The following is an 18,076-nucleotide window of genomic DNA, read 5'->3' as shown; positions in this document are numbered from 1 at the left end:
GTCCAGGACGAGGTAGTCGACGATCGGCACACGGGTCGCGGTCTCGGCCATGCGCCGGGCGAGGCTCTCGCGGGCGTTGCGCGCCGCGCCCTCCACCAGCTCGGCCTTCTCGCCCCGGAGCGGCACCGCGATCTCGACCTTGCGGCCGAGCTTTTCGCTCAGCGCCTGGCACATCAGGTCGGGGTTCTCGATCTCGTGGTTGAGCAGCAGCAGGCGCGGCGGCTCCTTGCTGTCGTAGAACTGGCCGATGAAGGCCTCGAGCACCTCCTGCGGCTCCACGTCCTCGCCGACGCGGGGGTAGTAATCCTTGTTGCCCCAGTTCTGGTTGGCGCGGATGAAGAACACCTGCACGCAGGCCTGCCCGCCTTCCATGTGGAGCGCGATCACGTCAGCCTCGGCCACGGTCTGCGGGTTGATGCCCTGCACCGTCTGCACCTGCGTCAACGCCCGGATGCGGTCGCGCAGCGCCGCCGCGCGTTCGAACTCCATCGCCTCGGAGGCCTCGGCCATCTGCGCCGCCAGCGTCTCCTGCACCCGGGTCGACTTGCCCGACAGGAAGCGCTCGGCGTCGCGCACGCTCTCGGCGTAATCCGCCTCCGAGATGTAACCGACGCAGGGCGCCGAGCAGCGCTTGATCTGGTAGAGCAGGCAGGGCCGCGTGCGCCCCTCGAACATCGAGTCCGAGCAGTTGCGCAACAGGAAGGCCTTCTGCAGCTGGTTCAGCGTCCGGTTCACCGCGCCGGCGCTGGCGAAGGGGCCGTAATAGGCGCCCTTCTCGGTCTTGGCGCCGCGATGCTTGCGGATCTGCGGAAAGGCGTGCTCGGTGGTGACCTGAATATTGGGGAACGACTTGTCGTCGCGCAGCAGCACGTTGAACTTGGGCTTGAGCTGCTTGATCAGGTTCTGCTCGAGCAGCAGCGCCTCGGTCTCGGTGCGCGTGGTGAGGAACATCATCGACGCGGTTTCCGAGATCATCCGCGAGATGCGCCGCGAATGCTGCGCCGAGGGGCGCGAATAGTTCGACACCCGGGCCTTCAGATTCCGCGCCTTGCCGACATAGAGCACCCGGCTCTGGTCATCGAGCATGCGGTAGACGCCCGGGCTCGAATCCAGCGTCCTGAGATAGGAGTGGATGAGCTCGTAGCCGCGCAAGGCCGGCGCCTGATGGGTGTCGCTCTCCTCGGTCATGGTCGTTTGTGCCCGAACGCTCTCATTCTCGTGATTCCCCATCTCTGCTGCAATGCCCGACCGGCGAGATCAACATCTATGTAATCCACGGTTCCTGTGGATAATCCTTTGGGCAATTTCTGGGGAACTGCGATTTTCCCTTGTTAGAAGGTGGTTTCCGTCAAAAGAGAGTTTTTTAGGCAGTTTTATAACCTGCTGATTTCGAACGAAACTTTTCCGGACACCCGCCAAACCCTTGAAGGCACGACGATTTTGTAACATCTTCACGACGGCTTCGTGAGCCCGTGCACAAGTTTCATGTGCCCGCGCGCGACCTGACGCTGGGGCAGTTCATTCGACGCCCAGCACGTCCGGCGTCTGCCACGCGAGGTGCTGCCCCCCGTCCACGCAAAGCAATTGCCCGGTAAAGCCCGGCGACGCGAGGATATAGCCCAGAGCCGCGGTGATGTCGGCCGGATTGGCGCCGCGCTCGAGCACCGTCGCGGCGCGCTGCTTGGCAAAATGCTCGTCGCTCTGGCGGGCGCCCTGCAGCGTCGGGCCGGGCCCGATCGCGTTCACCCGCACCCTCGGCGCCAGCGCCATGGCGGCGGTCTGCGTGAGCGTCCAGAGCGCCGACTTGGCCAGCGTGTAGCTCATGAATTCCGGCGTCAGCTTGCGCACCCGCTGGTCGATCATGTTGACCACCACGCCCTGCGCCACCGGCTCGCCCATGTCATCGCTCATCGGCTCGGGCACCTGCGCCGCCAGCGCCTGCATCAGCACGAAGGGCGCGCGCAGGTTGGACTCGAAATGCCGGTCCCAGCTCTCGCGCGTGGTGCTGGCAAGATTGTCATAGTCAAAAATCGAGGCGTTGTTGACCAGCACGCTCAGCGCGCCGCCCAGCGCCTCGGTTGCGCGCGGCACCAGCGCCTGCGCGGCGTCCTCCGCGAGCAGGTCGGCCTGCACCGCCTCGGCCTTGCGGCCCTTGGCGCGGATCAGATCCACGACCTCTCGCGCGGCCTCTTCCGAGCCCGCGTAATGCACCGCCACGTCGAAACCGCGATCGGCGAGATCCAGCGCCATGGCGCGGCCCAGCCGCTTGCCCGCACCGGTGACCAGTGCCCTTTTCACCTGCAACGTCATGTTCTGCTCTCCCTCATCCACCGATCAGCACGATGGAGACATAGCCCACGTAAAGCGCCGACAAGACCACGCCCCAGACGCGGCCCAGATCCTTCTTCAGGAAGACGAAGGGGATCAGCAGCAAAGACGCGGCGAGCATGACCCAGAGGTCGAAGCGGAGGAATTCGGGATCCACCGGCATCGGCTTGATCAGCGCCGCGATGCCGATGATCGCGAGCAGGTTGAACAGGTTCGAGCCAATGACATTGCCGAGCGCCACATCCGCCTGCCGGCGGATCGCCGCCATCACGGTGGTGGCCAGCTCCGGCAGCGAGGTTCCCAGCGCCACCAGCGTCAGGCCTATCACCGTGTCCGGCACGCCGAACATCTTGGCGATCTCGGTCGAGCTGTCGATCAGCAGATCGGCGCCCAGCGGCAGCCCGACCAGGCCCAGCGCCAGGAACAGCGCGATCTTCCACCACGGCATGTCCGGGTCCGCGCCCTCGGGCTCTTCGAGCTCCTCAAGCTCGGCATCCGCCTTGCCGTTGCGCCGGTGCCGCAGGGCCTCGCGCATCTGGTCGAAGAGGATGATCCCCAGCACCGCCAGCATCAGGATCCCGGCGAACCAGTCGAACACGCCCCGGAAGGCCAGCGCGATGAACAGCACCGAGGCGCCGAGCATCACCACATAGCTCTTGCGGGTGTCATGCGCCGAGGTGTGCATCACCGCGATCAGCGCCGGGATGCCCAGCACCAGCAGCACGTTGGCGGTGTTTGACCCCACCACGTTGCCAAGCGCGATGCCCGGCACGCCGGCCCTTGCCGCCTGCACCGAGATCAACAGCTCCGGCGCCGAGGTGCCGAAGGCGACGATGGTGAGACTGACGATGAGCGCCGGGATGCCGACCCGCAGCGAAAGGTTCACCGCGCCCTTCACCAGCGCATCGCCCGCCAGCAGCAGGATCACGAGGCCGAGGGCCGCGTAGACAAAGACCATGATCAGCCCTTCTTCTTCCCGCAGTCACAGGGGCCCTTACCGATCCGGTAGCGGCCGCAACGCGGGCATTTCATCTGTGAAAGGCGGGCCGCCCCCGGCATCCGGAGCTTTCCGAACATGCCGAGCAGGGCAATCACCACCAGGAATATCGCAACGATCTTGGCCAGCACGTCAGAGACCGAACCTCGCAAAGGCGGCGCGCTCGTCGAGCGTGTCGAGCGCGTCCTGCGCCAGCGACATGCCGAGCCGCGGCAGCAGGCGGCGCTTCTGCTCGTAGCGGCGGAAGCGAACCTTGTCGCCGAATTTCTCTTTCATCACCGGCACGAGATGGCCGACGCCATCGGCCAGCCCGACCTCGCAGGCGGCCTTGCCGATCCAGACCTCGCCGGTGAACAGGTCCGGATTGTCGGCGAGCTTGGCGCCGCGCCGGTCCTTCACCTGCGCAATGAAGGTCTCGTGCAGCTGGCCGAGCAACCGGTCGAGCCGCGCCACGTCTTCCTCGCTTTCGGGGCGGAACGGATCGAGCATGCTCTTCGAGCGCCCTGCCGTGTGCACCCGGCGCTCGATGCCCTGCCGCTGCAGGAAGACATGCGCGCCGAACCCTGCCGAGATCACCCCGATGGAGCCGAGGATCGAGCTGGGATCGGCGTGGATCTCGTCTGCGGCGCAGGCGATCCAGTAACCGCCCGAGGCCGCCACATCCTCGGTGAAGGCATAGACCGGCACCTCGCATTCTTCGGAAAGCCTGCGGATGCGCGCCCCGATCAGCGAGCTCTGCACCGGCGAGCCGCCGGGCGAGTTGATCTCCAGCGCCACCGCCGCGGGCTTGCCCTTGCGAAAGGCACGCTCGAGCAGCGGCCGCAGGCTCTGGTCAGACAGTGCCATACGCCCGCCGGTGCCGATGGCCCCCTGCAAGCGCACCACGGCCACGGTCGGTTTCTTCTTCAGGAACGGGAACCAGCTCTTCATGCGTGGAGATGTAGAGGGCACATGCGGGACAAACAAGGCAACGGCAAAAAACAAGCCCCCGACTGCGCCAAAGACGCCATCCTGTCGTCCTGCCCTGCCGACAAGCCCACGACATGCGCCGCGCCCGGCCACAGTGGACGGCCTGCCTCCGGCGGGAGTATTTTTGACGAAGAGAAGCCAGGGGCGCTCCCCCATGCCTTCTCTGGTTTCAAAATACCTCGGGGGTGAATTGGCGCACAGCGTCAAGAGGGGGCTGGCCCCCTCTCCGCCCTCTCAAGCCGCGCGGGGACCGACCGGTCGCGCTCCGGTCAGAAGAAGTTCTGCGGGTCGATATCGATCGCCATGCGCAGCTCGCCCCTCAGCCGGAACTGCCCGGCCCAGTCGGCCAGCGCCGGCTGCAGCGCCGCGCCCTTGGGCGCCTTGACCAGCAGCCGCACCCGGTGCCGCCCGCGCACCTTGGCGATGGGCGCCGGCGCGGGCCCGTAGACCTGCGCCCCGATGCGGCGCAGCGGCGCGTCCTGCCGCGCCATGGCGTTGCCGAGATCGAACACCTCCTGCGCCTCGGTCGAGGACAGGATCACCCCGGCGAGCCGGCCGTAGGGCGGCATGCCGGCAGCCCGACGCTCCTCGGCCTCGGCCTGCCAAAACCCCTCTTCGTCGCCCGACAGGATCGCCCGGATCACCGGGTGCTCGGGCTGGTAGGTCTGCAGGAGCGCCACCCCGGGCCGCTCGGCGCGCCCGGCGCGCCCCGCCACCTGCCGCATCAGCTGGAAGGTGCGCTCGGCGGCGCGCAGGTCCGAGCCCTGAAGCCCGAGATCGGCGTCGATCACCCCCACCAGCGTCAGCAGCGGGAAGTTATGCCCCTTGGCCACCAGCTGCGTGCCGATGACGATGTCGGCGCCACCGGAGGCGATCTTCTCGATCTCCTCCTTCAGCGCCCGCGCCGAGCCGAAGAGATCCGAGGACAGCACCGCCAGCCGCGCCTGCGGGAACAGCTCCGCCGCCTCTTCGGCCAGCCGCTCGACCCCGGGCCCCACCGCCGCCAGCTTGTCCTCCGCCTCGCAAGACGGGCAGGTCTCCGGCTTCGGGACGGTCTCGCCGCACTGGTGGCAGACGAGGCGCTGCAGGAAGCGGTGCTCGACCATGCGCGCGTCGCAATGCGGGCAGCCGATCTGGTGGCCGCAGGCTCGGCAGATCGTCACCGGCGCATAGCCGCGCCGGTTGAGAAACAGCATCGCCTGCTCGCCGCGCTCGATGCGCGCCAGCACCTCCGATTGCAGCGAAGGCGAAACCCAGCGGTTCGAGGGCAGCGTCTCGGCCCGCATGTCGATGGAGCGCATCTCGGGCATCACCGAGGCGCCGAAGCGCGAGACCAGATCGAGCCGCTGGTACTTGCCGGCATCGGCATTGGCCCAGCTCTCGAGCGAGGGCGTGGCCGAGGCCAGCACCACCCGGCCCGCGCAGATCGAGGCGCGCAGCACCGCCATGTCGCGGGCGTTGTAGAGCACGCCCTCGTCCTGCTTGTAGGAGGTGTCGTGTTCCTCGTCGACAACCGTCAGCCCGAGATCCCGGAACGGCAGGAACAGCGCCGAGCGCGCCCCCACGACGAGCTGCGCCCCGCCCTGCGCCACCTGCTTCCAGACCCGCCGGCGCTCGGTCACCGTGACGCCCGAGTGCCACTCGGCGGGCTTGGCGCCGAAGCGCGCCTCGACCCGGGTGAGGAACTCCGAGGTCAGCGCGATCTCGGGCAGCAGCACCAGCGCCTGCCGCCCCTGCGCCAGGCACTCCGCCACCGCTTCGAGATAGACCTCGGTCTTGCCCGAGCCGGTCACCCCCTTGAGCAGCACCGTGCCGTAGCGCCCCGAGGCCACGCCCTCGCGCAGGCTCTGCGCCGCGAGCGCCTGATCCTCTGCCAGCGTCTTGCCGCCGTAATCGGGATCGAGCCGCGGGAAGGCGGTGTCGCGCGGCGCCTCCTCCTCGCGCACCGCGCCCATCTTGGCGAGTCCCTTGATGACGGAGGGCGTCACCCCCGCCGCCTCGGCGAGCTCGCCCTGGGTCAGTGCCAGCCCGCCGATGTCGGCGAGCACCTCGAGCACCCTGCGGCGCGCGTCGGTCAGGCGCTCGGGTTCCGCATCGCCCAGCCGGTAGATCTTGCGCATCGAGGGCGCCTCGCCCAGCCCCGGCGCGCGGGTGGCGAGCCGCAGCATCGCGGTGAGCGGCGTCAGGGTGTACTCGCCGGCGCGTTCGAGGAAGCTGCGCAGCTCGGCGCGCATCGGCGCCACGTCGAGCACCCGGGTGACGGGCCGCACCTTGGCATAGTCGAAATCGCCCTTGCCCGGCCCCCAGACCACGCCCAGCACCTTGCGCGGCCCGAGCGGCACCTCGACGAAGGCGCCCTCCCAGCAGCCACCCTCGGGCGCCTTGTAGTCGAGCAGCCGGTCCAGCGGCTGCGTGGTCAGCACGGCAACCAGCGTGCCTTCGTCGTAGAACGCATCCATCTGCAGGGTTTCCGTTAGCGCAAAACTTCAGGGGCTTCCTGAGGGCCCCTGCATGGGGTATGACACGCGCGACCGAATGCCAAGCAAAGCCGGGAGGGCTGACGCCGATGAAATTTTTCGTAGACACCGCCGACGTGGACGCGATCCGCGAGCTCAACGATCTGGGCCTCGTGGACGGTGTGACCACCAACCCCTCGCTGATCGCCAAGTCCGGCCGTGACATCCTCGAAGTTACCAAGGAAATCTGCGACATGGTCGACGGCCCGGTTTCGGCCGAGGTGGTCGCCACCGAGTATGAGGCGATGGTCGAGGAAGGCCGCAAGCTGGCCGAGATCGCGCCGAACATCGCCATCAAGGTGCCGCTGACCCTCGACGGCCTGCGCGCCTGCAAGACCTTCACCTCGGAAGGCAAGATGGTGAACGTGACGCTCTGCTTCTCGGCCAACCAGGCGCTTCTCGCGGCCAAGGCCGGCGCGACCTTCATCTCGCCCTTCGTCGGTCGCCTCGACGACATCAACATCGACGGGCTCGAGCTGATCGCCGACATCCGCCAGATCTATGACAACTACGGCTTCGAGACCCAGATCCTCGCCGCCTCGATCCGTAGCGCCAACCACATGTCCGATTGCGCCAAGATCGGCGCCGACGTGGCCACCGCGCCGCCGGCGGTGATCAAGGCGATGGCCAATCACGTGCTGACCGACAAGGGCCTCGCGGCGTTCCTTGCGGATGCCGAGAAGGCCGGCATCAAGATCGTCTGATCATGACCCGACGGATCCCGCCCGCTGTCCGGCAGGCAGAGGCTCAGCTGAGCCTGCTCGACAAGCGGGCGGTGATCCTCGCCTGGCAAGCCTACCAGCTTGAAATGCATGGGCTGCCGCCGGAGGTGTTCGGCGAAGCCTTCGACGAGTATCTCGACACCGCGCTGTCGAGCGGAGACCGACTCGGCGTTCTGACCCACGGCGTGCATGACGTCATCATGGACCTGCGCGAGATCGCCGAGGATGACGAGGACGAGTGGCCGATCCTGCGCGACTGCCTCGCCGCGGCGCTGCCCGAGGAGGTCTTCCTCACCGTGATGGGCTCGATCGAGCCGAACGTCTAGGGCGCAGCGGCACGAAGATTTTTCCTGCGAAAAATCTTCCTCACCCCGCGCGACGTCCAAGAATTTTCAGTGAAAATTCTTCCCAGTCAGACGTTGGGCTCGCCCTGAAGGCCCAGCAGCTTGCGGAAACCGGTCCAGTAGCCCGGCAGGCGCGGCATCTCCTGCATCCCCGCAATCGCCTCGTCCTGCCAGCGCGGCATCTCGCGCGCGGCAAACTCGCGCCCCCAGGCGAGGTAGTGCTCGCCATGCTCGGGCCGCAGCCGGCAGGCCGAGCCCACCAGTCCGACCAGCGTCTCGGGGGCCGAGTACCACTCGTCCTGGATGCCGGTCACCCGCTTGCGCATCAAGGGGCCCACCAGCCGCATCAGGCGTTTCTCCGAGAACAGCAGCAGCATCCGCCCCATCTCGTCGCGGCTGTAATGGATCAGCGGCGGGAAGGTGTCGTAGAACACCGCGGTGCCGTCGACGACCGCAAAGTTGCGGATCGAGGGGTGAAAGCCGATGCGGGTCTCGAAACGGTCGGCAGCGTTCCAGAACCTTGCGATGACCTGGCCCGCGGCCTCCATCATCTCCAGCGTCGACTCCAGCCCCTCGGCCTGCATCCGCGGGCGCATCAGCGCCGCCTCGGGCAGCGCCTCCTGCACGATCACCGGCACCCGCGCGCCGTCGCTCTCGAGCAGCAGGAACTCGGTCTCCGGCAGCGGCACGCCGGTCTCGCGCAGGGCGGCGACGTAATCGTCATGCGCCGCCGCGAGACGGTCGAGCGCAGCGGCATCGGGCAGACCGCGATAGACCTTGATGACACGATCCGAGAATGGCCCCACCGCGGGCCGGAACGGGGCGCAGAAATAGCCCAGCCGCGAGATCGGCTGGCCCTGCGCGGCCTCGTGGCGGCGGATGGTCTCGGCAAGGGCGGCGTGATCGGTCATGGGCTCTTCTCCGGGGCACGCCCCCGGCTCAGGACACAGGGGCTCGAAGCCCCCTTTACCCGTTCGCCAGCACCTGCGCCACCTCTGCCGACAGCGCCTCGACCTCTCCGCGCGCGGGCGTCTTGCGGCCCTCGGCGGCGCTGAGCCCGTGCCCGAAGGCCTCGGCATAGCCCACCCGGTTGCCCAGCTGCGCCTCGGCGATGCGGGCGGCCATCTTGTTGGCCGCTGCAGTGATCTCGCCCGAGAGCCGCGTGCCCGGACGGGTCCGGTTCATCACCATCATCACCTCGCGATTCTCACGGCGGGCAAGATCGAGCACGCTCTCCGTGGCCCAGAGGTCGAGATGGCTCATCGAGACCGGCACCAGCACCAGATCGGCGGCGCGCAGCGCCGGGCGCAGGTCGCTGTCGGCCTTGGGCGGAGTGTCGACGATGACGACATCAAAGCGCTCGGCCAGCTTGCGGCATTCATAGGTGATGCCCCAGGCCGAGGAGGTGGCGAACTCGAGCCCTTCGACCGCGTCGGGATTGTGCTCGAGCCGGGTCATGAACCAACGCCCGAGGCTGCCCTGCGGATCGGTATCGATCAGCGCAACCGAGTGCCCCGCCAGGCGCAGACCGATCGCCAGATTGGCCGAGAGCGTGGTCTTGCCCGACCCGCCCTTCTGCTGCGCCACCGTGATCACCGATCCTGCCATTGCCGTCCCCCTGCTTCGCCCTCGGCGATTGCCTTGCACCTGCAGCATAGGCAAAAGCCGCCGCCGGTAAAGCGCCGCTTAACGGCGCGTTAACTACGCTGGACGCAAGGTTTTCCGGTGGCAAGGGAAATCCGCGATGGGGATCGGCAAGGTTCTGGCGATGGCGCTTGCGCTGGCCGGTCTTGCCGGTGGCGCTGACGCCGGGGCTTGGCCGCGCGAAGAGGGGCGGCTGTTCGCCAGCTCCCTTGTGCGCCTGTCCTGGCCGCAGGACATCAGCACCTGGACCTCGTACGAACCGACCGGAGAATATTACACGCTCTATCTCGAATACGGGCTGACCGAGCGGCTCACCATGGGGCTCGATCTGGGCCGGGCGATCTCGGGCGGCGGCAAGGACGTCGCCTTCATCCGGATGCCGCTCGGGCGCAGCGACCGACGGCTCAAGCTCGCCGCCGAGCTGGGGCTGGGCCAGATCGAGGGCGACATGGTGCTGCGCCCCGGGCTGTCTCTCGGGCTTGGCCTGAACCACGGCTGGCTTTCTGCCGACGGGCTGGCGGAAATCTCGCTCGGCAGCGGCGAGACGGACTACAAGCTCGACCTCACCTGGGGGGTGAACCTCTGGCAAGAGCGCAAGCTCGTCATGCAGTTCCAGACCGGGCAGCAATTCGGCGATCCGCCCTTCATCCGCATCGAGCCAACGCTCGTACAGCCGCTCACCAAGCGGTTGAAGACGCAGATCGGCGGCAGCTACGGCTTGCTTGGCGACACGTCGATGGGCCTCACCTTCGGCCTCTGGGCCGAGTTCTGAGCCGCTTCCGCCCGCCGCCGCGCCGCGCTAGTCTCGCCGCCATGACAGACCCCATCCGCCCCACCGACGACGAGGCCCGCGCCCTCGCCCGCGACCTCATCGCCGCCGCCCGCTTCGCGGCGCTGGCCGTCACCGATCCCGAGACCCAGACGCCGATGGTCAGCCGGGTCTCGGTGGTGCCCGGCCCTGACGGGCTGCCGCTGAGCCTGGTCTCCGACCTCGCCTTCCACGCCGCCGCGCTCAAGGCCGATCCGGCCTGCGCGCTGCTGCTGGGCGAGCCCGGACCGAAGGGCGATCCGCTCACCCATCCGCGCCTCAGCCTGCAGGCCGGTGCCCGGTTCATCCGGCATGGCGAGGCCGACCACGCGGCGCTGGCGGAGCATTACCTGAGCCTTCAGCCCAAGGCGAAGCTCTATATCGGCTTTGCGGATTTCTCGCTGTTGCGCTTCGAGATCCGCCGCGGGCTGCTCAATGGCGGCTTCGGCAAGGCGTTCGTGCTCACCCCGGAGGATCTCGCGGCCTGACACGCAAACGGCCGGCGCCCTCCCGGGCACCGGCCGCCACCGCGCCGCGACGCGACGCTCAGTTGTCCATGCGCACCCGCAGGGTGACATCGCCCAGCACCGGCTCGGGCCAGATCGCGTGCACCTGATCCTGCCCGCCGCCCTCGCGCACCGAGGTGTAGGGCGTGGCGAAGAGGCTCACGTTGCTGGCATCTCGCGGACGCGAGCGCAGCACGAGGCTCTCGACCTCCATGGTGTAGCCGTTGAACGGCAAGCGGTCCGCGGTGTCGATCACCCAGGTCTGCGCATGGGTGTTCTGCGCATGGGTGAGCAGCAACGGGTTTTCGACCCCGTTATGCACGTTGAGATAGGTGTTGTTGGTGAAATGGATGTTGCGCATCGCCGACAGATCGAGCCCGGCAAACGAGGTGTCCACCCGGTCGACCCGGTTGATCGTCCCGCCCGAAGCCCGGAACAGGTTGCCCGACACGTTGAGGCCGTTGACCCGGTGGTTCTGGCCGTAAGGCTTCACAATGATGAACGAGAACTGCTGCGACATGTCGGAGCACAGGAACACGTTGTTCGTCACCGACAGTCCGGAGAACCCGAACCCCGAAACGAAATCTGGCGCCGGGTCGCGCTCGTTGGTCCACTCGATGAAGCAGTTGTCGACGTAGTTTCCCGAAATCGTGGTGTTGGTGTTCTTCAGGCAGAGAACGATCCCGGCGCTGCGAATGCCGCTGGCGTCGCCCTGAAAGAAGTGGTTGTTGGCGATCACCCCGTTGCCGCCCGAAACCACCGCGAAATGGCGGAACTGCGAGGCGCGGTTGTTGCGGATCTTGACGTCGTTGGAGTTGGTATTGATCGCGACCGATTTGCGGTTCTGCGTGGTCAGCCCCCCTTCGGCGGTGATGAACTGGTTGTAGTCGATCAGGATGCCCTGACAGGCGGAGCCGGCAGAGCTGATGCCACGATCCTTGGGCCGGTTGAACACGCAGTTGCGCACCACGTTGACCACGCCCGAGCGCGCCAGCATCAGCCCGCTGCAAAGCTCGTTGCAGACGAACTCGACATCCTCGATCTCGAACTTGTCGATCCGGCTGAAGCCACTGAAGTCGAGCAGATACCGGAACCGCGTGAAGCTGTAGCTCTGGGTGCCGACCGCATCCGAGAGCGGCTGCGACAGGGTCAGGCTCTGGGCGCCGACATTGACCGCCTTCACATAGATCTCGCGCCCCACGCCCGCCGCCTCGATGAGGCTGCCAATCTCGATGTTCGCGATGTTGGCGACATTGGTCAGTTGCCACTGGTTCGATGCAGAGTAGGTCGCCTGGCTGGTGACGGTTTCGCTGTCCCAGCCGGGACCGGCCTCGGCCCGGAGCTGACCGTTGCGCAGCACCCGCCGCTGGGCAAAGGTATCGCGATTGTTCACCGCCGCCTGCACGTCGATCGGCGCCGTCAGCGAGACCCGGCGCCCGGACAGATCGAAACTTTCGTGGTCGGCGTTGTTGAGCAGAGACTGAAGGCCCTTCTTCAGCGCCGTCTCCTCGTCACCGCCGAAGGCATCGACATAGGGCGACAGCTCGAAATCCTTGGTCAGCGACAGGATGGCCGCATCGGGCATGGTGACGCTGCCCTCGAACTCCACGTGGTTCTCGAACGTCACAGAGTTCGCCAGCCGGTAGCTGCCCGCCGAGACGAGAACCTTGCGCCCGTTCGCCGCCGCGTCGGCGGCCTCGAAGGCGGCGCTGTCGTCGGTGCTGCCGTCGCCCACCGCGCCGTAGTCGCGCACATCGACCCAGTTCATCAGGTCGCGCAGGAAAACGCTGGTGATGTCCTCGATGACGATGTCGTCGATCCGCACCACGCCGCCATTGCCGCCCGTCAGGTCGAGGCCAAAATGCCCGAGATCCGGCTCGGTGCCCCAGACCATGTCGACGCCGCCGCGATTGCCGACGCCGACGATGGCCGAGACCTCGACCACCGCGCCATAGCTGGTGAGCTGCACCGAGGGGCCGGTGACGGTGAGCCCGGTGACCTCGGTGCCGTTGTCGCGCCCGGCCCACGCGCCGATGCGCACGGCGGGCATCACCCCCGAGATCGCCTTCACCCGGGCCGTCACGCGCAGGTAGCAGCCCGGCAGGATCGGGGTGTCGCCCATGTAGCGCAGGCGCTGCGTGGCCTCGGTCTTGAGGATCTCGAGGCAGCCGGCGAAATCCGCGTCGGCGGGCACGTAGGCGGCGTTGGCGAAGCCGTCATAGCTGTCCGAGCCCGGCGTGCCGTCGCTGCGCGACCAGACGTCCAGCCCGTCCGAGAAGGGTGTCGGCATGAAGACCACGCCATCGGTTACCGCCTTGTTCATCCGTTCGATCCTCTGTTGCCCGCACTGCGCAAGGGACCGCCGCCGCGCGGGCGGCGTGAAATCCCGCGCAAATTGCAGATAACTTTGAGGCGTTAAGAGGATCTGCGGCCACCGCTCCGCGGACCGCCCGCCGCGCAACGGACGGACGGAGGCCGAAAGCTGCTTTCCCGGATCGCGGGGCTTAGGCCGAGACCTGCGGCACCGGCGCGAAGCGCACGCCAGCGATTCGCCAGTTCCCGTCGATCTGTTCCATCTGGTATTGCAGCGCGTGCAGCGCGCCCTCGGCATCCTGCACGATCACCGTCTGCCAGAGCCCGCCATCGCTTTGCGACAGCGCCCCGAAGCGCACGTCGCCGGGTGCCCAGACCATGGGATAGCCGCGCTCGACCATGCGGCCGAAATTCTCGGGATTGCCGAAAAGACGCTGGATCTCGGGGCTGGCAAAGCCCCAGGCGGTGTCGACATCACCGGCGACAAACGCATCGAGCTGCTGGCGGATCACGCCTTCGATCGCCGCGTCGTCCTGTGCGATCGCGGGCCCGGACAGCGCCAGCCCCACGATCAAACTCATCACCCATTTCCGCATCACGCTACCTCCTCGTGCAGAGAAGGTAGCGCAAGCGGTCAACCGGTCAAAACCGACGCGGGCTCAGCCGAGCGCGCCGGCGAGGCCCTTCTCGATCAGCGCCACGGTCTCGTCGACGCCGTAAAGCGCGATGAAGCCGCCGAAGCGCGGGCCCTGGCTCTGGCCCAGCAGCACCTCGTAAAGCGCCTTGAACCAGTCGCGCAGGTTCTCGAAACCGTGCTCCTTGCCGACCGCGAAGACCAGCGTCTGCAGCGCCTCGTCCGAGACCTCGCCATCGTAACCGCGCAGACGGCCCGCGAGGTCTTCCATCGCCGCCCGCTCCTTCTCGTCGGGGGCGCGGAACTGCTTGGTGGGCTTGACGAAATCGTCGTAGTAGCGGACCGCGAAACCGGCGGCCTGATCCATGTCGGGATGGCTCTCCGGGCTCGCCTCGGGGGCATAGCGGCGGATGAAGCCCCACATGGTCTCCTTGTCCTCGGCCCCGGCGGCCGAGGCGAGGTTGAGCAGCATCGAGAACGGCACCACCATCTTCGACTCGGGCACGTCGCCGCCGTGGATGTGCCAGACCGGGTTGTTGAGCTGGCCCTTGGCGTCCTGCGTCGGGAAGGCGCGGAGCTGCTGGTGATACTCGTCGACAGCCTTGGGGATCACGTCCCACCACAGCCGCTTCGCGGTCTTGGGCTTCTGGTACATGAAGTACGACAGCGACTCGGTCGAGGCATAGGTCAGCCACTCGTCGATCGACAGGCCGTTGCCCTTCGACTTCGAGATCTTCTGGCCCTGATCGTCGAGGAACAGTTCGTAGGTGAAGTGCTCGGGCGCACGCACGCCGAGGGTCCGGCAGATGCCGTCATAGATCGGCGTGTTGGTCGAGTGGTCCTTGCCGTACATCTCGAAATCGACCTCGAGCGCCGCCCAGCGGGCGCCGAAATCGGGCTTCCACTGCAGCTTCACGTTGCCGCCGGTGACCGGCAGGGTCCATTCCTTGCCGTCATCGTCGTCAAAGGTGATGGTGCCTTCCTTGGCGTCCACATGCTTCATCGGCACATAGAGCACCCGGCCGCTCTCGGGGTGGATCGGCAGGAAGATCGAGTAGGTCGATGCCCGCTCGTCACGCAGCGATTTCAGCATGATGGCCATCAGGTCATCATACTTCTCGGCGCAGCGCAGCAGGATCTCGTCGAACTGGCCGGTCTTGTAGAACTCGGTCGCCGAGTAAAACTCGTACTGGAAGCCGAAGGTGTCGAGGAAGCGGCGCAGCATGGCGTTGTTGTGGTGGCCGAAGCTTTCGAATTCCTCGAACGGGTCCGGCACCGAGGTCAGCGGGCGCTGCAGGTTGGCGTGCAGAAGCTCCTGGTTCGGAACGTTCTCGGGCACCTTGCGCATGCCGTCCATGTCGTCCGAGAAACAGATCAGACGGGTCGGGATGTCCGAGATCAGCTCGAAGGCACGGCGGATCATCGTGGTCCGCGCGACCTCGCCGAAGGTGCCGATATGCGGCAGGCCCGAGGGACCGTAGCCGGTCTCGAACAGAACGTAGCCCTTCTCGGGCGGCTTTTTCTCGTAGCGTTTCAGGACGCGGCGCGCCTCTTCAAAGGGCCAGGCCTTCGAACTCATCGCGGCTTCGCGCAGATCAGACATCTGAAACACTCCATTGGATCGCGTGTGATAGGGACACGGGGGGATAGGCCGCCCGCGGTGAGTCCGGGGCGGATGCGCCCGCGTCCTATTGCAGACGAGGGGCGCGGTCAATAAATTGCGCTCAAAGGGTCAATCGAAGAAAGAGCAGCCGTGAACGAAGTCACCCCGCACCCGCTGACGTCCCAGGATTGTCTCGTCGCCCTGATGATTGCCGTCTCGGCCTCGGACCAGAACATTCGCACCGCGGAACTCGTGAAGATCGAGTCGTCGGTGAACATGCTGCCGATCTTCGCCGAGTACGATATCGACCGCATCCGCAACATGTCGGACCTCGTGTTCCAGCTCTTCGATCAGGAAGACGGGCTCGATGCGCTGTTCGGCCTGATCCGCGACAACCTCCCCGAGCGTCTGTTCGAGACCGCCTATGCGCTGGCCTGCGACGTGGCCGCCGCCGACGGCACCCTGCGCGAGGAAGAGCTGCGGCTCCTGGAAGAGATCCGCTACGAGCTCGACATCGACCGCCTGCACGCCGCCGCCATCGAGCGCGGCGCCCGCGCCCGGCACCTGCCGGCCTGACACCCGACAGCGGGCGCGTCGCAAAGTCGCCATGAGCGGAGACGCGCCTGCCGAGCAAGGTCGGGCATTCCATAACTTTACATAATCCCTCGCGTCAGTCAGGCTGAAACGCGGCAATTACCGCCGTTCGTTTCTTCAAAGTGCCTTTTTGATCCGGGAGTGTCCCATGAACCGCATTCGTCTCACCCTGCTGGGCGCCGCCATCCTCTGCCTGCTGCCGATCCTCGGCGCCGCCGGGATCTCGGCCAGGTCTCTGGCAGGGTTCTGAGCAAAGACTGACGGCCGCAACCGTCATTCATGCCGCCTGAGGGCCCTCGCATAGGGGCCGCAGGCGCTCGCCAGCACCGCCCAGCGCTCGATCAGCCGCGATTGCAGCATCTTGGCCCGCGAGTTCCACGACCGCGCGCCCTCGGGGCGCTCGCGCTCTTCCATGCCCAGCGCATCGCGGCGCTCGATATCGCCGCAGAAAATCGCAAAGGCCAGCTCCGAGCCATCCGCCAGGTCGGCAAAGCCCGAGAGCCCGCTGACAAAGTTCAGCGTGCCGGTCTTGGCATGCACCTTCACCGGGTGGTTGTCGACCGTCCGCCCCTGCGCGTCGCGGATATTGAAGGGCTTCAGCAGCGGCTTCAGCTCGAGCCGCGTGCGCAGCGCCTTCATCGCCGTCGCCATGTCGACCGCCGCCACCCGGCTCAGCCCGCTCAGCCCCGAGTGATCGACCATCGCCACATGGGTCAGGCCCAGCTCCTCGCGGGCCCATTCGTTCATCGCCGCCGCCGAGGTCTCGAGCGAGGTCACCATGCCCTTGCGCACCCGTGTGGCGGTCTGGCCGACGATCTCGGCGGTGAGGTTGGTCGAGTATTTCAGCATATCGCGCAGGATCTCGCGCAGCACGTCGCTCTCGCGGCGGGCCAGCGTCACGCCATCGGGCCGGGCCAGCACCACCTCGGGCGCCGGCAGCGTCACGCCCCGCCCGCCTGCAAGCGCCTGGAAGACCTCGCCCGCGTAGAGTTCGGGCTTGCGCACCGGCAGCCAGCGCGCCCCGCCATTGCCCAGCGCACCGCGCGCCACCGTCCACTCGTCGCGGGCGCCGCTGTCGGTGTAGGTATAGACCGGCAGGCTGCGCGACACGACGCCCATGCGGGCCATTCGCACCGCCGGGCGCAGCGTGTTCGAAGGCGCGTCCATGGTGACATTGTAGTCGCCACCGGCCTTCTTCCACTCGAAATGCACCCGGTTGAAATTGAGGTTCAGCCCCGAGACCGCCGGGCTGTAGCCCAGATGCGGCGGCTGGCCCGGGTCGATGGTGCGGGTGAAGGGAAGCGCCGAGCCACAGACCCGGAACTTGCCCGACACGCCCTTGACCCCGGCCTCGGCAAGCTGCGCCGCAAGCTCCGCCAGCCCGTCGGTATCGAGGGTCGGATCGCCGCCGCCGACGAGCACCAGATCGCCCTCGATCACGCCGTCCTTCAATGCACCGGTGGCAATCACCTCGGTCGGAAAGCGATAGTCGGGCCCAAGCGTGTCGAGCGCGTAGGACGCGGTGAGTGCCTTGGCCACGCTGGCCGGGGGCAGCCCGGTCTCGCCCGCATGCTGCTCGATCACCGCCCCGGTGGCGAGATTGATCACCGCGAAGCCGACCGCGCCGTCGAGCCGCGCCGAGGCGATGAGCTCTTCCGGCGTCTTGAGGTTGCGCAGGCGCAGATCCTCGCCGCGCGCGACCGGACGAAGCGAAGCGGCGGGGGCGGAGGCCCATGCGGGCAGCGCGGCGCTTGCACCGGCCGCGGCCAGAGACGTCAGGAATGCACGCCTGGAGATGCCTTGTTTCATAGCACCGATCTAACCGCAGCGATTGTCTGCCGACAAGCGGCGCCTTGGCCGCGGATGATCACTTTTTGCTGCCCGCCGGGTTGCCCGCGGCGCCCCGCAGTTCGGTCGAGCTCAGGTCCACCATCGGCACGTTGACGAAGCTCCAGGCCGGCGGCACGCTTCGCGCCAAGAGCCCCGCGGCGCGATCGGGCAGGCGGGCGTGGCGGTAGACATCCGCCGCCACCGAGCCGCGCGCCGCCATCCGGCTGCCCGGACGCGCCAGCACCCCCACCGGCACCCGCTCCATGAT

17 protein-coding genes and 1 pseudogene are annotated in these 18,076 nt (G+C 67.2%); 5 read left to right on the top strand and 13 right to left on the bottom strand.

Annotated features, from left to right (window positions below; all coding sequences use genetic code 11):
- The 6 genes from uvrC to AC6RA4_RS11500 all read right to left on the bottom strand — a co-directional run.
- A partial coding sequence (uvrC, locus tag AC6RA4_RS11525) for an excinuclease ABC subunit UvrC (RefSeq protein ID WP_500160413.1) occupies positions 1-1,188 on the bottom strand: 1,188 nt, incomplete at its 3' end.
- Positions 1,189-1,518: 330 nt separating this feature from the next.
- Positions 1,519-2,310 carry an SDR family oxidoreductase gene (locus AC6RA4_RS11520; RefSeq protein WP_500160412.1) on the bottom strand — a complete coding sequence of 264 codons (792 nt, stop codon included), beginning with the start codon at positions 2,308-2,310 and terminating at the stop codon, positions 1,519-1,521.
- A gap of 13 nt (positions 2,311-2,323) precedes the next feature.
- Positions 2,324-3,286, bottom strand: a complete 963-nt coding sequence (locus AC6RA4_RS11515; protein WP_500160410.1) for a calcium/sodium antiporter — start codon at positions 3,284-3,286, stop codon at positions 2,324-2,326.
- A gap of 2 nt (positions 3,287-3,288) precedes the next feature.
- Positions 3,289-3,456 carry a hypothetical protein gene (locus AC6RA4_RS11510; protein WP_050768403.1) on the bottom strand — a complete coding sequence of 56 codons (168 nt, stop codon included), beginning with the start codon at positions 3,454-3,456 and terminating at the stop codon, positions 3,289-3,291.
- Between the two features lies 1 nt (position 3,457).
- Positions 3,458-4,255, bottom strand: coding sequence for a S49 family peptidase (locus AC6RA4_RS11505; protein ID WP_500160408.1), 798 nt, complete (start codon positions 4,253-4,255; stop codon positions 3,458-3,460).
- Positions 4,256-4,563: 308 nt separating this feature from the next.
- A complete protein-coding gene (locus tag AC6RA4_RS11500; protein WP_500160407.1) occupies positions 4,564-6,753 on the bottom strand; it encodes a primosomal protein N' in 2,190 nt (729 codons plus the stop codon).
- Between the two features lie 107 nt (positions 6,754-6,860).
- Here AC6RA4_RS11500 and fsa point away from each other — a divergent pair, with 107 nt between their 5' ends.
- Together fsa and AC6RA4_RS11490 are read left to right on the top strand one after the other, a co-directional pair.
- The gene (gene fsa, locus AC6RA4_RS11495) at positions 6,861-7,514 is read left to right on the top strand and encodes a fructose-6-phosphate aldolase (protein ID WP_222602673.1); all 654 of its coding nucleotides are present in this window, start codon (positions 6,861-6,863) and stop codon (positions 7,512-7,514) included.
- Between the two features lie 2 nt (positions 7,515-7,516).
- Positions 7,517-7,858: a hypothetical protein gene (locus AC6RA4_RS11490; protein ID WP_500160405.1), complete on the top strand. Its 342-nt coding sequence runs from the start codon at positions 7,517-7,519 to the stop codon at positions 7,856-7,858.
- Between the two features lie 86 nt (positions 7,859-7,944).
- On the opposite strand, the gene AC6RA4_RS11485 is transcribed toward AC6RA4_RS11490, so the two are convergent.
- Together AC6RA4_RS11485 and parA are read right to left on the bottom strand one after the other, a co-directional pair.
- Complete coding sequence (locus tag AC6RA4_RS11485) at positions 7,945-8,787, bottom strand: DUF6206 family protein (RefSeq protein WP_500160403.1); 843 nt, start codon at positions 8,785-8,787, stop codon at positions 7,945-7,947.
- Positions 8,788-8,842: 55 nt separating this feature from the next.
- A complete protein-coding gene (parA, locus tag AC6RA4_RS11480) occupies positions 8,843-9,484 on the bottom strand; it encodes a ParA family partition ATPase (protein WP_500160402.1) in 642 nt (213 codons plus the stop codon).
- Between the two features lie 136 nt (positions 9,485-9,620).
- Here parA and AC6RA4_RS11475 point away from each other — a divergent pair, with 136 nt between their 5' ends.
- Entirely contained in the window at positions 9,621-10,292 is a 672-nt protein-coding gene (locus tag AC6RA4_RS11475) for a hypothetical protein (RefSeq protein WP_500160400.1), read from the top strand.
- A gap of 41 nt (positions 10,293-10,333) precedes the next feature.
- The gene (locus AC6RA4_RS11470) at positions 10,334-10,816 is read left to right on the top strand and encodes a HugZ family pyridoxamine 5'-phosphate oxidase (RefSeq protein ID WP_500160398.1); all 483 of its coding nucleotides are present in this window, start codon (positions 10,334-10,336) and stop codon (positions 10,814-10,816) included.
- 58 nt (positions 10,817-10,874) lie between these two features.
- Here AC6RA4_RS11470 and AC6RA4_RS11465 read toward each other — a convergent pair whose 3' ends face one another.
- From AC6RA4_RS11465 to AC6RA4_RS11455, 3 genes are all read right to left on the bottom strand, one after another.
- A complete protein-coding gene (locus AC6RA4_RS11465; RefSeq protein WP_500160396.1) occupies positions 10,875-13,157 on the bottom strand; it encodes a glycosyl hydrolase family 28-related protein in 2,283 nt (760 codons plus the stop codon).
- A gap of 181 nt (positions 13,158-13,338) precedes the next feature.
- Positions 13,339-13,728, bottom strand: a complete 390-nt coding sequence (locus AC6RA4_RS11460) for a DUF4864 domain-containing protein (RefSeq protein ID WP_500160394.1) — start codon at positions 13,726-13,728, stop codon at positions 13,339-13,341.
- A gap of 78 nt (positions 13,729-13,806) precedes the next feature.
- Positions 13,807-15,384, bottom strand: a complete 1,578-nt coding sequence (locus AC6RA4_RS11455; RefSeq protein WP_500160393.1) for a lysine--tRNA ligase — start codon at positions 15,382-15,384, stop codon at positions 13,807-13,809.
- A gap of 150 nt (positions 15,385-15,534) precedes the next feature.
- Between AC6RA4_RS11455 and AC6RA4_RS11450 the strand changes: the two genes are divergently transcribed.
- Positions 15,535-15,960 carry a tellurite resistance TerB family protein gene (locus tag AC6RA4_RS11450; RefSeq protein ID WP_500160391.1) on the top strand — a complete coding sequence of 142 codons (426 nt, stop codon included), beginning with the start codon at positions 15,535-15,537 and terminating at the stop codon, positions 15,958-15,960.
- Positions 15,961-16,251: 291 nt separating this feature from the next.
- Here AC6RA4_RS11450 and dacB read toward each other — a convergent pair whose 3' ends face one another.
- Complete coding sequence (dacB, locus tag AC6RA4_RS11445; RefSeq protein ID WP_500160389.1) at positions 16,252-17,787, bottom strand: D-alanyl-D-alanine carboxypeptidase/D-alanyl-D-alanine endopeptidase; 1,536 nt, start codon at positions 17,785-17,787, stop codon at positions 16,252-16,254.
- Between the two features lie 58 nt (positions 17,788-17,845).
- Positions 17,846-18,076: pseudogene (locus AC6RA4_RS11440) on the bottom strand (nicotinic acid mononucleotide adenylyltransferase); the annotation flags it as partial.

Source organism: Salipiger sp., from assembly GCF_059781815.1.
The sequence above is the reverse complement of the archived record's forward strand: the minus strand, read 5'-3'. Positions and strand labels throughout refer to the sequence as shown.